This is a genomic window from Pseudomonas sp. Irchel 3A7 (assembly GCF_900187565.1).
Lineage (GTDB): Bacteria > Pseudomonadota > Gammaproteobacteria > Pseudomonadales > Pseudomonadaceae > Aquipseudomonas.
Genome location: NZ_FYED01000018.1, coordinates 59,854 through 74,398, shown reverse-complemented (window position 1 = coordinate 74,398; position 14,545 = coordinate 59,854). Strand labels below are relative to the sequence as shown.

Annotated in this window: 10 protein-coding genes; 4 read left to right on the top strand and 6 right to left on the bottom strand. The window is 58.3% G+C overall.

Going from position 1 to position 14,545, the window contains the following annotated elements; all coding sequences use genetic code 11:
• Positions 1 to 67 precede the first annotated feature (67 nt).
• Complete coding sequence (locus tag CKW21_RS26170; RefSeq protein ID WP_095196766.1) at positions 68 to 553, top strand: glutathione peroxidase; 486 nt, start codon at positions 68 to 70, stop codon at positions 551 to 553.
• Complete coding sequence (locus CKW21_RS26165) at positions 550 to 1,011, top strand: MarR family winged helix-turn-helix transcriptional regulator (protein WP_095196765.1); 462 nt, start codon at positions 550 to 552, stop codon at positions 1,009 to 1,011. The genes CKW21_RS26170 and CKW21_RS26165 overlap by 4 nt, the downstream gene beginning before the upstream one ends.
• On the opposite strand, the gene CKW21_RS26160 is transcribed toward CKW21_RS26165, so the two are convergent.
• A complete protein-coding gene (locus CKW21_RS26160) occupies positions 995 to 3,358 on the bottom strand; it encodes a response regulator (RefSeq protein ID WP_095196764.1) in 2,364 nt (787 codons plus the stop codon). The two genes, CKW21_RS26165 and CKW21_RS26160, sit on opposite strands and share 17 nt — an antisense overlap.
• 125 nt (positions 3,359 to 3,483) lie before the next feature.
• Here CKW21_RS26160 and CKW21_RS26155 point away from each other — a divergent pair, with 125 nt between their 5' ends.
• Entirely contained in the window at positions 3,484 to 4,374 is an 891-nt protein-coding gene (locus tag CKW21_RS26155) for an ATP-binding protein (protein WP_095196763.1), read from the top strand.
• On the top strand, positions 4,371 to 4,853 hold the full coding sequence (locus CKW21_RS26150; RefSeq protein WP_095196762.1) for a GAF domain-containing protein: 483 nt from the start codon (positions 4,371 to 4,373) through the stop codon (positions 4,851 to 4,853). Before CKW21_RS26155 ends, CKW21_RS26150 begins: the two co-directional genes overlap by 4 nt.
• 14 nt (positions 4,854 to 4,867) lie before the next feature.
• Here the strand turns inward: CKW21_RS26150 and CKW21_RS26145 are convergent, their stop codons facing one another.
• The 5 genes from CKW21_RS26145 to CKW21_RS26125 all read right to left on the bottom strand — a co-directional run bounded on the left by CKW21_RS26145 (position 4,868) and on the right by CKW21_RS26125 (position 14,282).
• Positions 4,868 to 7,813, bottom strand: a complete 2,946-nt coding sequence (locus tag CKW21_RS26145; RefSeq protein WP_095196761.1) for an HD domain-containing phosphohydrolase — start codon at positions 7,811 to 7,813, stop codon at positions 4,868 to 4,870.
• 48 nt (positions 7,814 to 7,861) lie between these two features.
• Positions 7,862 to 11,503 (bottom strand): transporter substrate-binding domain-containing protein, encoded by a 3,642-nt coding sequence (locus CKW21_RS26140; RefSeq protein ID WP_095196760.1) that lies wholly within the window; start codon positions 11,501 to 11,503, stop codon positions 7,862 to 7,864.
• A gap of 8 nt (positions 11,504 to 11,511) precedes the next feature.
• Entirely contained in the window at positions 11,512 to 12,138 is a 627-nt protein-coding gene (locus CKW21_RS26135) for a response regulator transcription factor (protein ID WP_095196759.1), read from the bottom strand.
• Between the two features lie 217 nt (positions 12,139 to 12,355).
• The gene (locus tag CKW21_RS26130; RefSeq protein WP_095196758.1) at positions 12,356 to 12,772 is read right to left on the bottom strand and encodes a response regulator; all 417 of its coding nucleotides are present in this window, start codon (positions 12,770 to 12,772) and stop codon (positions 12,356 to 12,358) included.
• A gap of 181 nt (positions 12,773 to 12,953) precedes the next feature.
• On the bottom strand, positions 12,954 to 14,282 hold the full coding sequence (locus CKW21_RS26125) for a deoxyguanosinetriphosphate triphosphohydrolase (RefSeq protein ID WP_095196757.1): 1,329 nt from the start codon (positions 14,280 to 14,282) through the stop codon (positions 12,954 to 12,956).
• Between the last annotated feature and the right edge of the window lie 263 nt (positions 14,283 to 14,545).

Genomic DNA, 14,545 nt, shown 5'->3' with positions numbered 1-14,545 from the left:
TATAAATTGCACACAATTCAATTGCTCGCTATGTTTGGTGCATATCCTCGAATTCGGAGCCTTCACCATGAGCGACAAGCTGCTAAACATCCCGTGCACCACCATCAAGGGCGAGCAAAAGACCCTGGCGGATTTCGCCGGTAAAGCCGTATTGGTGGTCAACACCGCCAGCAAATGCGGTTTCACCCCTCAATACAAAGGTCTCGAAGAGCTGTGGCAGACCTACAAGGATCAAGGCCTGGTGGTGCTGGGGTTTCCCTGCAATCAATTCGGCAAGCAGGAGCCAGGTAATGAAGGGGCGATCAGCGAGTTCTGCGAGTTGAACTACGGCGTCAGTTTCCCGCTGTTCAAAAAGATCGAGGTCAATGGTGCCGGTGCCCATCCGCTGTTCGTGCAACTGAAAAAACGTGCACCGGGTGTGCTTGGCTCCCAGGGCATCAAATGGAACTTCACCAAGTTCCTGATCGGCAAGGACGGTCAGCTGGTGAAGCGTTTCGCCCCGGCGACCAAGCCGCAGGACCTGAGCCGCGAGATCGAAGCCCTGCTCAAATGAACACCTTGTCCGTCGATTCCCTGAACCTCGACAGCCAGCTCTGCTTCAAGCTGTACGCCGCTTCCCGGGCGGTGATCCGGGCCTACAAGCCGATGCTCGATCAACTGGGCCTGACCTACCCGCAATACCTGGCGATGCTGGTGTTGTGGGAATGGCAGGCGTCAGCGCCGGAGCAACCGACCGTGAAGGCTCTGGGTGAGCGCCTGGCGCTGGACTCCGGCACGCTGACACCTTTGCTCAAGCGACTTGAGCAACTGCAATTGGTCCAGCGTCAGCGTTCGGCCCGGGATGAGCGTGAGGTGCACTTGAGTCTGTCGCCAAGCGGCCTGGCATTGCGCGATCAGGTCGGGCCGTTGAAGGCGCGGCTACTGTGCGACAGCGGGGTGGATCTGGATCGCCTGAATGAGCTGCGCGACGGACTGGATCACCTGTTGGGGCAAATCAAGGCACTGTCGTAACGGGAATCCAGACGTCCAGCAGCGCGGCGAGCTCTTCCCGGCGAAAGGGTTTGGCCAGGTAGTCGCTCATGCCCGCCGCACGGCAACGTTCGCGTTCTTCGGACATGGCGTTGGCGGTGAGGGCGACGATGGGCAATTGCGGCCAGCGTCCGCTGCGGCGGATTTGCCGACTGGCTTCATAGCCGTCCATCACTGGCATGTTGCAGTCCATCAACACCAGATCGAATTCGCTGTCTTCCAGATGATCCAGTGCCTCGACACCATGGGCCGCGACGATCACCTCGCACCCGAGTTTGCCGAGCATGCCCTTGGCCACCAGTTGATTGACCGGATTGTCCTCGACCAACAGCACTCGTGCACGACGTTGCGGCGATTGGGTGTCGATCCGGATGTCATCGATGGTGGCGATTTCCGGTTGCAGGACGCGGCGCAAGGTCTGGTGCAGCGCATTGCGTGCCAAGGGGCGTGCCTGTTGCTGCAAGGGGGCGAGGGCGTTGGCTTGTTCGCTGGGCATGAAGCTGCCGTAGGCAGTCACCAGTAGAATCGGCGCGGTGCAGGTGGGGCGCAGGTTGAACAGGCATTCAGGGCAATCGGTAATCAGTATATCGGGATGCAGGCCGATCAACGGGTCGTCGATGGCGCGTTGCTGATAGTCCAGCCCCCAACCGGGCAATACGCTGCCCAGCAGTTCGGCCAGGCCGCTGCTGGCGGCGGTGATGGCGATGACCTTGCCCTTCAAGGACGGAGGGACCAGGGAACGGGTGTGGCGGGGCAGTGGCAGTTGCGCGCAGAACTGGCTGCCGAAACCCGCTTCCGAGCTGATGGTCAGGCGTCCTTGCATGGCTTCGCAAAGGTTGTAGGTCAGGGCCAGGCCCAGTCCGGTACCACCGAATTGCCGGGTAATCCCGGCACCGGCCTGGGTGAAAGGCTGGAAGATCTTGACCTGGGCGTCCTGGGGGATACCGATGCCCGTGTCGCAGACCTCGATTCTGACGCCATCACCGAATGTCGAAAGGCGCACATCGACCCGCCCGAAACGGGTGAACTTGAGCGCATTGGACAGCAGGTTGCTGACGATCTGCCGGACCCGGGTCGGATCGCCGAGCACCAGTGCCGGAAACTGCGGATCGATCAGGCAGGTCAGTTCGACACCCGGCGCCGCGTTCTGCGACAGCAGGTTGGCGGTGTCTTCGATCAGCGAACCCAGGTCGAACGGGATGTGTTCGAGTTCGAGTTGACCGGCATCGAATTTCGACAGATCGAGAATATCGTTGAGCAACTCCACCAGCACCTTGCCCGAGTCATGGGCAATGGCCAGTTGTTGCTGTTGCTCTGCGTTCAGCGGACCGTCCAGGGACAGCGCAATCATTCCCAGCAGACCATTGAGCGGCGTGCGAATTTCATGGCTCATGTTGGCCAGGAACACCGAGCGCGCTTCGGCCATGTCCAGGGCGGTGCTGCGAGCGACTTCCAGCTCCTGATTGGATTGACTGAGGCGGGCGTTGATCGCCTTGAGTTCGGCGGTGCGCGCCGAAACGATGTTTTCCAGTTGGCTGAGGTAATCGGTCAGGCGGTTTTCTGCGTTGCGTCGCTGCTGGATTTCGGTGGCGACATTTTCAAATTGCTGGTTGGCGACTTTCACCAGCACACCGATCTCATCGTTGGCGTGTCCGGCCGGACATTCCAGAGCGGTCGGTTCAGCGTTGCGCGAGTCGCGGCCACTGAGCTCGCGAATAACCCGCACCAAGGGTTTGGTCAGCATCACATAGAACAGTGCCAGCAGCAGGCCGGTCAGGATCAGGCTGCGGGCAAAGCCGTTGAGCAGGGTCACTTCGGCGCGACGCAGGAACCGGTAGCCGAATGAATAAGTGTCGACGTCCAGTTGCAGCGTGCCGAGGGATTCGCTTGGCAAATGGTCCAGATAGAGGCGGTCTTCGAACTGCCGGTCGGCGCCGAACAGCAGGTCGCTGAGCACGCGATAGCCGCTTTGCTGGCCGGGGCGCTTGACGTTGGCCAGCACGTTGCCGTTGTTGTCGGTCAGTTTCGCACCGATGATCGCCGGTGAACGCAACAGGCCCAGGGTCAGTTCCTGCGCGAGCTCGGCGTCGATGTTATAGGCGATGCGTGAGGCCGGGTTGTGGCTGATTTCCAGCAAAGACAGGATTTCACGGTTGATGGAGGCGTCTTCACTGGCATAATCGATGCCTATTTGCAGCAGGCTGAGCAGCGTGCCGAGAATAAAGCCGACCAGCACGGTTAGCCGGGCTTGCTTGTAAGACAGCCGGTTGGTGAACTTGATATCCATGGGGTGCTGGATCACTTCCGTTTCCCTTCGCTGCTCAAGCATAGCCGATCATGCACGGATGCCGATGTTCTCGCGAGCCCTTGTACCAGGGGCCTGGCCCGGTCATCAAACGCTGTGTTTTGTCGCTGTATCGCCATCATTACTGTGAACGTGCCCGAGGAGAAGACGTGGATTCCCGATTGAATGCTTTTCTTGAACGCGCCGATGCCGTTCTGGCCCGTATCGAACCGCTGCTGCCCACCCCTCGGCAAGCCATCGACTGGACAACCTGCCTGGCTGCACGTTGGCAGCGTGAAGGGCGCAGCGGTTTCCTGCTGCCGCTGCAGGTCAGTCTCGACATGCGTCTGTCCGACCTGATCGGCGTCGACCGGCAAGTGGAACAACTGGGACGCAATACCCAACAGTTTCTCGATGGCATGCCGGCCAACCATGCCTTGCTCTGGGGCTCGCGCGGCACCGGTAAATCCTCGCTGGTCCGTGCCTTGCTTGCCGAGCACGCCGTCGGCGGTTTGCGCCTGATCGAAATCGAGCGCGATCACCTGGCGGACTTGCCTCGGGTGGTCGAACAAATCGCCAAACTGCCCCAGCGCTTTGTGTTGTTCTGCGATGACTTGTCGTTCGAGTCGGGTGAAGGCGATTATCGCGTACTCAAAAGTGTACTCGACGGTTCCCTCGAACAGGCACCGGATAACGTGTTGTTGTACGCCACTTCCAACCGTCGCCACCTGGTGCCGGAAAAGGAAAGCGATAACGAAAACTGGAAAAGGGTCGATGGCGAATTGCACCCCAGCGAGGCGGTGGAGGACAAGATCGCCCTGTCGGATCGCTTCGGCTTGTGGCTGTCGTTCTATCCATTTACCCAGGAACACTTTCTCAACGTCGTCGAACACTGGATCGGCCAACTGGCCGACAAGGCCGGCCTCGAATGGCAACGCACTGAAGAGCTGGACATCCTCGCGGTGCGCTGGGCCACGGGGCGAGGCAATCGTAACGGACGTTGCGCGTATCAATTTGCCCGCTATTGGGTCGGGCTGAAACTGTTGGAGCACAAGGCATGATCGATTTACAAAAGAGCGGCCAAGGCCTCGAAGGCTACGGCATGCTGCACGCGCAGCTTGAGTCGCTGTTGGCGGACGAGCGCGATTTCATCGCCAACGCCGCGCAGTTTTCCGCATTCCTGTTCAATCAGCTCGATGACCTGAACTGGGCCGGTTTCTACCTCAATCGCAACGAAGAACTGGTGCTGGGTCCGTTTCAGGGGCAAATCGCCTGTGTGCGGATTCCGTTCGGTCGAGGCGTGTGCGGGACCGCAGCGGCGACCTTGCAAACGCAATTGGTCGAAGACGTGCACGCATTCCCCGGGCATATCGCCTGTGACAGTGCGTCGAACAGCGAACTGGTGGTGCCGCTGGTCAAGAACGGTCGCCTGATCGGTGTGCTGGACCTCGACAGCCCGAAACTGGCGCGGTTCACCGCGCAGGATCAGGCGGGTATCGAGCAACTGGCGGCGATTTTCCTGCGCCTGACCGACTGCTGATTGCCGATTCAAGCTCACGCCGACAGGCCGGCCTTGATCAGCAGGCCTGACGGATCTACCGCATCGATCTGCTGTGGATCAAGGAAGCGTTCGGCGTACCGCAGGTAGATGTGCGTCTTGATGAACAGCCTGAACAACTCCGGGTCGATGTGGGCATCCCGGCACATGGTGGCCATGATGCCCAGTGCTTCGCTCAAGGACTTGGCTTTCTTGTAGGGCCGGTCGGCGGCGGTCAGTGCTTCGAAAATATCGGCAATCGCCATCATCCGTGCCGGCAGGCTCATCTCCTCACGCTTCAAGCGTTTGGGGTAACCGGTGCCGTCCATTTTTTCGTGGTGACCGCCGGCGATTTCCGCAACGTTGCGCAGATGGCCGGGAAACGGCAGGTGGCTGAGCATCAGGATTGTCTGCACGATGTGGTGATTGATGATGTAGCGCTCTTCGCGGGTCAATGTGCCGCGACTGATGCTCAGGTTGTAGAGTTCGCCGCGGTTGTACTTGTAGCGAGGTACATCGAGTTTGAAACCCCAGGGATTGACGGGCGCGATCAGTTCGGCTTCGGCGCGTTCGAACAGGTGCTCGGGCTTGTCCGCCAGCAGCGATTCGGTGACCGGCAGTGTCGGTTCCGGGGTACGGGCCTGACGCCGGTTCTCTTCCCAGGAAACACCCAGCCGGTCATCAAGGGTTCGCGTCCAGGTGCGTTGGCCGACGCTGCGCAGGCGTTGCAGATCGCTTTCGGCCATGGCCTCGCCACCGAGATTACAGCGGGCAATGAAAGCAAAATCATCGTCCAGCCCTAACAGCGTGGCATCACGCTGCTGCGCCAGGTCTTGTTCGTCGCCACCTTGGGCGACCGCTTGCCAGTAACTGACCCAGGCATCGCGCTTGAGCACTTCGAAACGGGTGCGGATTTCGTGGATGCGGTCGTTGAGGGTTTCCAGTTTCGTGGCTTTATCAACGACGTATTCCGGTGTGGTGATCTTGCCGCAGTCGTGCAGCCAGGCGGCGACGTGCAGCGCCTCCCATTCATCATCGGTGGGTTGATAGCTGCTGAAAGCCGGATCTTTGCTGGCTGCAGCGGCCTGGGCGAGCATCAGCGTCAGGGCGGGCACACGCTGACAATGCCCGCCGGTGTAGGGGCTCTTGGCGTCAATCGCACCGGCCAACAGCTTGATGAACGCGTCCAGCAGTTGTTTTTGCCGGTCTTGCAAGCGCTGGCTTTCGATGCTCACCGCGGCCGCACCGGACACAGCCTGCAAAAACGCAATGCGGTCCGGGCGAAGTTTTTCCAGGTCACTCTGGTTGCCGCTGTCAGCCAGCAGAAACACCAGCAGGCCCACGGTGTCGTTATGGCGATTGTGCAAGCGGATACCGATCAGATGAACCCGCGGGCATTCCAGTGCCAGCAGCACTTTTTGCAAATCCCCCGCCTGCTCGAAACCGAGATTGCTGACGACATTGTCAGCGCTCGACAACTGCTGCAACCAGGTGGGGCTCTGCGGGTCTTGAATCGAGTGGGCCTGAATGCCGAATGACGACAGGGCTTGCGCGGTATCGTTGATGACCAGGCCGTGGGGTTCCATGCGATCGCCGTCGCCTTCGCGCAAGTAGATCAGACCGGCCTGGGCCTGGCCGATTTTCACGGTTTCAAACAGCACCCGTTGCAGCAATGGGGCGAATCGGGTTTCGGCGCTCAGACTGTCGGTGATCTGGAAGAAGCTCGCCAGGGTGTCTTTCATGCGCGCCATCGACACGCTCAATTGGTCGACTTCGAGTACTGGAGAGCGACGGGACAGCGGAAAATTGAAATCGAAACTGCGAATCGCATCCGCTTCCTGCACCAGTGCGCGCAGGGGCTTGACCAGCATCCGCGAGGTCAGCCAACCCAGCGGTATGCACAGCAGCAGCGTTGCCAGGGTAATCAGTGCGCCTTGCCAGCGCATGCGGTAGGCATCGACGAGCAACTCATCTTCCGGCACCAGCAAGGCCAATTGCAGCCCTGTGGGGCCACCTTCCTGCATGCTGCTGCGGGCTACGATCCATTGGCGACCGCCGGCATTCAGGCGATTGCCTTCAAGAGGGTTATTGAGCAGTGCCTTCAGGCTGGGGTTCAGGTCGGCGGCCTTGATCAGATGGGCGGTCTGATCGTCGATGATCAGCCGGCTGGCGTCGGGGTAGGCGACGGCATTGCCTTGGGCATCGAACAGCACGATCTCGGTGGCGGGCGTTACCACGTGTTTGGCCAGGGTGGCACTGAGTTCGGCCAGGGTCAGGTCCGCGCCTATCACGACCTGTTCGCCACCGCGCCGTGCCAGGGTGGTGCCGACATTGTGGGTGGAGAAGAAGACATAGGGTTCGGTGGTGATCTGATCGTTGTCGCGGCTGGCGCCGGTAAACCAGACACGGCTACGCGGATCGTAAGTGTCGTCGGGGTGGTCCTGGCGGCTGATGAAGGCCAGGTTCCGGTCGAAAAACAAGGATTGCGAGAGCACCTGGCCGCCGCCGTTTCGCTCAATGCTCCATACTTGATAAGCCGCGTTCTCGGGGGCTTTGAGCAGGTTTTTCAAATCGACGGTCCGCAGAGGGCGAACCATGAAGAAGTCACCATTGCCGTAGCCCAGGTACAGCGACGCCAGATCAGGGTTGTCGGTGAGCGACTGGCTGAAGGGTTTGAGCAGCGCCAGGCGTTGCTCAAGGTCCGGCGCGTGAACAGCGGGGTTGAGGATCTGCAAGCTCAACAGGTGGCGAATCGGTTCGTAGGTCGCTTTCAGATCGAGGCGGACATCCTGCTCGATACGATTGAAGAGCTTCTCGCTGCTGGACAGAATGATTTGTGTGGTTTGCCGATAATTGAAAATGCCCAATACCACCCCGGTCAGTAACAGCAGGAAGGTAAACATCACGCTGATATGAACGTGCAGGGGAAACCGCCGTTGATCCGGACGCAGTGGGCTGGGCATGCAGGTCCCTCCGAGATGGTTAACACACTGCTCAGCGTCCAAGCATAGTTAAGCCTCTGTCATTCTGCTTTCGTCGTCGTGCCCGATCTGTTGCAGCAATGCCCGGTCCAATTCCAGCAAGGCGCTCTCCACTGCCGAGCAACATTCGGCCACTTTGTCGGGGTGGAAGGTGTCGCGGCAGATGGTTTCGAGCGCCTCGCAACTGTCGATCAATCGAGCGGCCTGGGCGATCCGGGCGGCCCCCTTGATTTTGTGGGCGATGTCGATAAAGGCCTGTGGGTCTGTGGAACCGCAGAGCGCCAGCAATGCCTGGCGGTCCAGCCGGTTGCTGTTGAGCAATTCAGTCAACAGGCGCTGGTTCAATACCGGGTTGCCACCGGTCAATTGCTGCAGCCCTTCCAGGTTGAAGGCTGGTGACAGGGCAGTCGGCGCTACGCCTTCCACCCATTGGCTCAATGCGGTCAGGGTCAGGGGCTTGAACAGGCAGTCATCCATCCCGGCCTGCTTGCATCGTTCTACTTCTTCCGGTTGTGCGTTGGCGGTGAAGCCGAGGACCGTGCAGGGCGGCTGTCGAGTCTGTTTTTCATGTCGGCGAATGGCGCGGGCCAACTCGTATCCATTCATGACCGGCATGTTGCAATCGGCAATCACCAGATCGAACACTTCGGCTTTCCACGCTTCGAGTCCAGCCTGACCCTCTGCCGCGACGCTGAATCGATGACCCAGGAACTCCAATTGCTGGCACATGAGCAAGCGATTGGCCGCATGATCATCGACCACCAGAACGTTCAATGGGGCTTTCGCGGCGCGGATCTGTGTTTCAGTTTTTTCCACCCGGCATTTATCTGGCAGTGTCGGCAGAAGCAGTGACATCTGTACTTGCGTACCGACACCTGGCCGACTGCTCAATTGCAGGCTGCCGCCCATCAATTCGCACAGGTTGCGGCTGATCACCAGGCCGAGCCCGGCACCGCCGCGAGCCGTCTGCCCGGCGATATCGGCCTGGGCGAAGGGTTCGAACAGGCGTTGTTGATCATCGAAGCTTATCCCGGTGCCGGTGTCCTCGACCCGCAACTGCATCTGCACCTGATCGGGCCTGGCCGTCGGACGCAGCTCGACGGCAATCCTCACCTGACCCTGCTCGGTAAACTTGATGGCATTGCTGACCAGATTGGACAGCACCTGCTTGAAGCGCAGCGGGTCCAGCAGGACATCGACGGGCGGATTGACGGGGCTGAAATCCAGTATGAGTTCGAGCGCTTTCTGCCGGGCCAGGCCGTCGAAGATCCGTACCACCGACGCGACGATTTCCCGCGGGTCGACGCGTTCCGGGCTCAGGCTCAAGTGCCCGGATTCAATGCGCGCGATGTCGAGTATGTCGCCGATCAGTTCCAGCAGATCCTTCGCCGAGTTGTACGCCACATCGATGGCCGGGCGGTCAGGGTGGTTGTGTTCAATTCGCTTGAGCGTCAGTTCGAGCATGCCGATGACCGCATTCATCGGTGTGCGGATCTCATGGCTCATTGTGGCCAGAAACGTGCTCTTGGCCCGGTTGGCTTCATCGGCGCGCTCTTTGGCGCAACGCAGGTCATCGAACAGTTGCCGGCGTTCGCTGATGTCGATCCAGCCACCGATGATGCCTTGCACTTCACCGCTTGAGTCGCGGTAGGGAAGAATCCAGTGATAGATCGTCAATCGACGGCCGCCGATATGCAGGGGGCGGTCGACAATCAACGGCCTGCCCTCAGCCACGACACGCTGGTAGTCGGCTTGATATTCCCTGGCCTCGAAGGCATTGCTCAAGGTACCGTGAATGACGCTTTTGCCGATGACGTCTTCGCGTCTGGCGTTGAACGCTTGCAGGTAACTGTCATTGCAGCTTTGCAGCAAGCCCTGACGATCACGCACGTAAATCGGGTGAGGCGTGCCGTTGACCAGCGAGCGCATGAATTCGAATTGGTCGTTCAATGCGCGTTCGGCAGCCTTGCGTTGATTGATCTGGCGCCGCATGTAGGCGTTCCAGGCTACGGAGATCAGTAACAAAACGCTGGCACCGATGACAATTTGGTAGAACAGCCGGTGATAGTTGCGCCAGGTGCTTTGCGAGGACGCCGAATAGCCCCGCCAGCGGCTGTTGATGATGCCCAGCTCCTCCGGCGCAATACTCAGTAGTGCCTTGTTGAGGATGTCATGGAGCTCATCGGCCTCACGATTGGTCGCCAGGGAAAAGGCTGCCTGCTCGGTCCCGATGGTGGTACTGATCTGCAGGATATGTTCGAACAGTCGCGATGAAATGAAGTAGTTGGCAATCACCAGTGAGTTCACCGTTCCCTCTACCTGCCCCTCGGCGAGCATTTCCACGGCACTGAAAGTGTCAGGGGTTTCGATGAGCTTTATGTGTGGGAACTCGCTGCGCAGATAAGCCATCAGTGGATGACCTTGGGCGATGGCCAGGCTTTTGCCCTGCAACTGCGTCAGGTTGCCGGGGCTGTCCGCAGCCTTGCGCGTCAGCAGGACATAGGAGTTTTGCAGATAAGGACGGCTGAAATTCAGCAGGGTCTCCCGTTGGGCGCTGGGTAGCAGTGCAGCAATCAGGTCGGCCTCGCCGTTCTGGATCCGCTGGATCATTTCGCTATCGCTGCGGCTGCGCTGGATATCAAAGCGTAAACCGGTGCGCAATCTGATCAGTTCGAGTAGATCGGCGGCAACACCCCGAAAGTTGCCGGCGCTGTCGAAAAATGTCAGCGGCGCGAACGCCTCGTTGACCACCACGCGTACCACCGGATGTTGCGCCAGCCAGCGTTCCTCGTTGTAGCTGAGCTCCAGTTTGTGATCGGTGAGCAAGATGTCACTGCCGGCACTCCAGCGTTTGGCAATGTTTTCTCGCACGCTGGTGGGGATGGCCATTAGCATGGAATTGATGATGCCAAGCAGTTCAGGATTGTTCTGGCGCACCGCGAAGCTGAAACCGTGAGCTTCGTGTTTGCCGAAGTTGGCCATGCGGATGTTGTTCAGGTACCCCTTGTTGATCATGTAGTGGGTGGAGATGGTATCGCCGAGAAACACGTCAGCCTGGTCGAAGGCGACGGCATTGATTGCATTCTGGTAAGAGGGGTAGGACGTGATGATTGCCTTGGGATACAAGGCCTTGACCTCCTCCAGCGGCAAGTAGTGATACACCATGCTCAGGCGCATGCCGGCAAGGCCATCGGTCAGGGATCTTGTTTCGCCTTCGCGGGTCACCAGGACCGGTTGATCGACGGCGTAGGGCATGGACAGTACGATTTTGGCATTGTGCGCTTCGAAACCGTTGGCACTGCCGAGCAGATCGACCTCACCGTTTTCAAGCGCTTCAATGGCGTCCCCCCGGGATGCAAAGCGCTGAACCCTGATGGGTAAACCGGTGACTTTGCCGAGGATTCCCGCATAGTCGGCGGTGAAACCTTCATAGTCGTGGCCGCTGAGGGTCAGGTCGAAGGGCGGATAATCCGGCGCTGAGGTGCCAAGGATCAGTTCCTGTTTGCTCTTGAGCCACTGCTCTTGTGAGGGGGCCAGCTGGATTTCCAGTTGCCCGGCGGTCGAGCGGCTCAGCAAGGCGTAGTTATCGCTGCTCGGTGCCGCGAGCAATGAAGTACTCAGGCCAATACCCACGGCCGTCAGTATCAAAAAGTCCATCAAGCGACTGGGCATCCTGCTTCTCACACCAATGCGTTGCGTTTTGCCATTTCGATGAGTTCAACCAGAGACTTGGCCTTGAGTTTTTGCATGAGACGTTTTTTATAAGTGCTGACAGTCTTGTTGCTCAGAAACATGCCCTTGGCAATTTCCTTGTTAGTGCGACCTTGTGCAAAAAGTTGCAATACCATCAGTTCCCGGTCGTTGACAGACTTGAACAGTTCCAGCTCGGCGCAACGTGCCTCGTCACCGCGCATCGGATTCAGTGCCTCGCTCGGGAAGTAGTTGTAACCCGACAATACTGCCTTGATGGCGCTGACCAGTTCGCTGAGGTCCTCCTGCTTGCAGACATATCCCGAAGCACCGGATTGCATGCAACGAATACCAAAAAGTGTCGGGCACTGCGCGGTGAGCACTAACGTTTTCAAGGGGGTACTCATTGCGTTGAAACGGGCCAGCACTTCCAGGCCATCGAGTTTGGGAATGCTGATGTCAAGAATGACCAGGTCAGGCATGCACTCGCGAACCATCTGCATGGCATCGACCCCGTTGTCAGTTTCACCGACGACTTTATAGCCTTCGTGTTCAAGCAGCATGCGAACGGCAAGTCGGATGACAGGGTGATCGTCGACAATAAAAACGGAGTTCATAACAAAATCCCATGCGAACTGAAATAAAGGGCGAACCTTAGCTCAGATAGTGGATGTGACGTATGAACTGACGTACCTGTAGCAGCAATATAGGAATGTTCCTACAAGCGAAAAAGAATAGGCTTACGCATCAACTAGGATTTTTATAAGGAAGGACGAAAGTTGTTTTTGTTCTGTTGGATTATTGGTGAGGTGATTTTTGAGCTTGCTGTTGAATTTAAACTCGATTTTTGCTGTGGTTTTTCAAAGGCGCTGAAGTCAATAGTTGTATGAATTCGGTTTGTTTCAACGGCTTGACCAGATAACCGAGCAGTGGAAGATCATGAATGTTTGCCATGTTTTCAAGTCCATCCAGTTCATCCTGTGTCAGGCTGCTTAAAAGGATCGCTTGTTTGATCATGCCGCGACGACTGGCGAACCTGACCAGTTCAATGCCGGAGATATCGGGCAGACATTGATCGCACAAAAGAATATCAAAAGGTTGTTCGGCATCCAGCATTTGCTGCAAGGCGCCCTGGGCACAGTCAGTCGTGGTCAACCGGGTAAAACCGTAACTCTCAAGCAGGTATTGAGTAGCCCTGAGCTGAAATGGATGATCTTCCACCAGCAATATGCGCAGATTGTCTTTGATCATATTATTCACGCTTCTTTTATTTGAGCAAAGTAGACGTGATTGTTTCGTGTCAATGCCGGGTAATCGATCAGTTCGCTCGACATTATCTGTAGGGGGATTCAGCGGGTGTTGAATGCACTTGCTTTTGACGGGGGGCTGAACGGCCATCACGGGCGGTGAGATGGCCGGTCAACAGCACTCGTCAGTGACTTGAGCGCCCCGTCATCTCCAGCGCCATGTCGCTGGCGTAGCTGTCCGTCATACCGGCGATGAAATCGATCATTCGCAGAAATGACGTGTGCAGCGGGGCGTGGGGATCAGGTGCATTATTGCCCAGCAGATCGAGAACCCGTCGGCTCTTGAAGGAGGGCGTGCGACCGTTGTGTTGTTCGAGCGCTGCGCCACAGAAGGCGTTGAGCAAAATTTCCAATGTGGTATAGGCGCCGATTTCGTGCAGGGTCTTGCGCTTGTCCTGGAAGATTTTTTTGCGTGCCATGTCTTTTGCATTCAGGACGCAACGTTTGGCCGGGCCGTGCATGTGTTCCACCAGATCGCCGGGCAGCGTACCGGCCAGCAAGGTGTCTTGCTGTTCGACAAAGGCGCGGGCTGCAGCATTGGTCAGGTGCTCAATGGCCTTGCCACGCAGGATGGCCAGTTTGCGTCGACGAGAATCCCCCGGGCCGAGTTGCCGATAGGTTTCCGGCAGATCGTCGCCTACCAGATCCAGCAGCAAGGACTCGACCTCTGCATATTCCAACAGCGCCATTTCCAGACCGTCCTCGAGGTCGATCAGCGCGTAGCAGATGTCGTCGGCGGCCTCCATCAGGTACACCAACGGGTGGCGCGCCCAGCGCTGTTCTTCGAGTTGCGGCAGGCCGAGTTTCTGGGCGATCTGTTCCAGCAACGGCAGTTCGCTCAGGTAGCAGCCGAATTTATGTTTCTTGTACCCCAGCGAGTCGGCATGTTTGGCCGTCCACGGGTATTTCAGATAAGTACCAAGAGTGGCGTAGGTCAGCCGCGTGCCACCATCGAATTGGTGATACTCCAGCTGGGTCAATACCCGAAAGCCCTGGGCATTGCCTTCGAAGTTGAGAAAATCGTTGCGTTCGGCTTCGCTCATTGCGTCGAGCCAGCCACGACCGGCGGCTTGCTGGAACCAATGACGAATCGCATCTTCGCCAGAGTGACCGAAGGGAGGATTGCCGATGTCATGGGCCAGACAGGCCGATTGCACCACCATGCCCAGGTCGCTGGGTTCGCACCAGTCAGGCAGGGCGCCGCGGATGGTTTCACCGACGCGCATGCCCAGCGAACGGCCGACGCAACTGACTTCCAGCGAGTGGGTCAATCGCGTGTGGATATGGTCGTTGCTGGAGACCGGATGCACCTGTGTCTTGCGCCCGAGACGACGAAACGCCCCCGAGAAAATGATGCGGTCATGGTCTTTGTGGAAAGGACTGCGGCCGAGTTCTTGCGGGCTGTGCAGAGGCTTTCCGAGGCGTTCGCGAGTAAGCAGGGTGTGCCAATCCAAGGCGGGTACTCTCCGTCGGGTGACTTGAGGCTCTAGCTTCCCGGTTCGCGCGGGGACCTGCAAGGGGTACCAGGGGGATTCTCATTTGGTTTCCAGGTCGTGCTGGAGGGCTCGGGGTTATTGGCCTTTGCGGGATTAATCAATGTGGGAGCGAGCTCGCTCGCGAAAAACGCCCGGACAACGCGTCCATTCAGACAGGGCGCGTTATCGTTAACGTCCTTCGCGAGCAGGCTCGCTCCCACGGGGGATTGGGTGCGACCGCG

Bases quoted from the DNA above. Each gene is read 5' to 3' on its own strand.
- CKW21_RS26170 (WP_095196766.1), top strand. From the start codon at position 68: ATGAGCGACAAGCTGCTAAACATCCCGTGCACCACCATCAAGGGCGAG.
- CKW21_RS26165 (WP_095196765.1), top strand. From the start codon at position 550: ATGAACACCTTGTCCGTCGATTCCCTGAACCTCGACAGCCAGCTCTGC.
- CKW21_RS26160 (WP_095196764.1), bottom strand. From the start codon at position 3,358: ATGCTTGAGCAGCGAAGGGAAACGGAAGTGATCCAGCACCCCATGGAT.
- CKW21_RS26150 (WP_095196762.1), top strand. From the start codon at position 4,371: ATGATCGATTTACAAAAGAGCGGCCAAGGCCTCGAAGGCTACGGCATG.
- CKW21_RS26145 (WP_095196761.1), bottom strand. From the start codon at position 7,813: ATGCCCAGCCCACTGCGTCCGGATCAACGGCGGTTTCCCCTGCACGTT.
- CKW21_RS26140 (WP_095196760.1), bottom strand. From the start codon at position 11,503: ATGCCCAGTCGCTTGATGGACTTTTTGATACTGACGGCCGTGGGTATT.
- CKW21_RS26135 (WP_095196759.1), bottom strand. From the start codon at position 12,138: ATGAACTCCGTTTTTATTGTCGACGATCACCCTGTCATCCGACTTGCC.
- CKW21_RS26130 (WP_095196758.1), bottom strand. From the start codon at position 12,772: ATGATCAAAGACAATCTGCGCATATTGCTGGTGGAAGATCATCCATTT.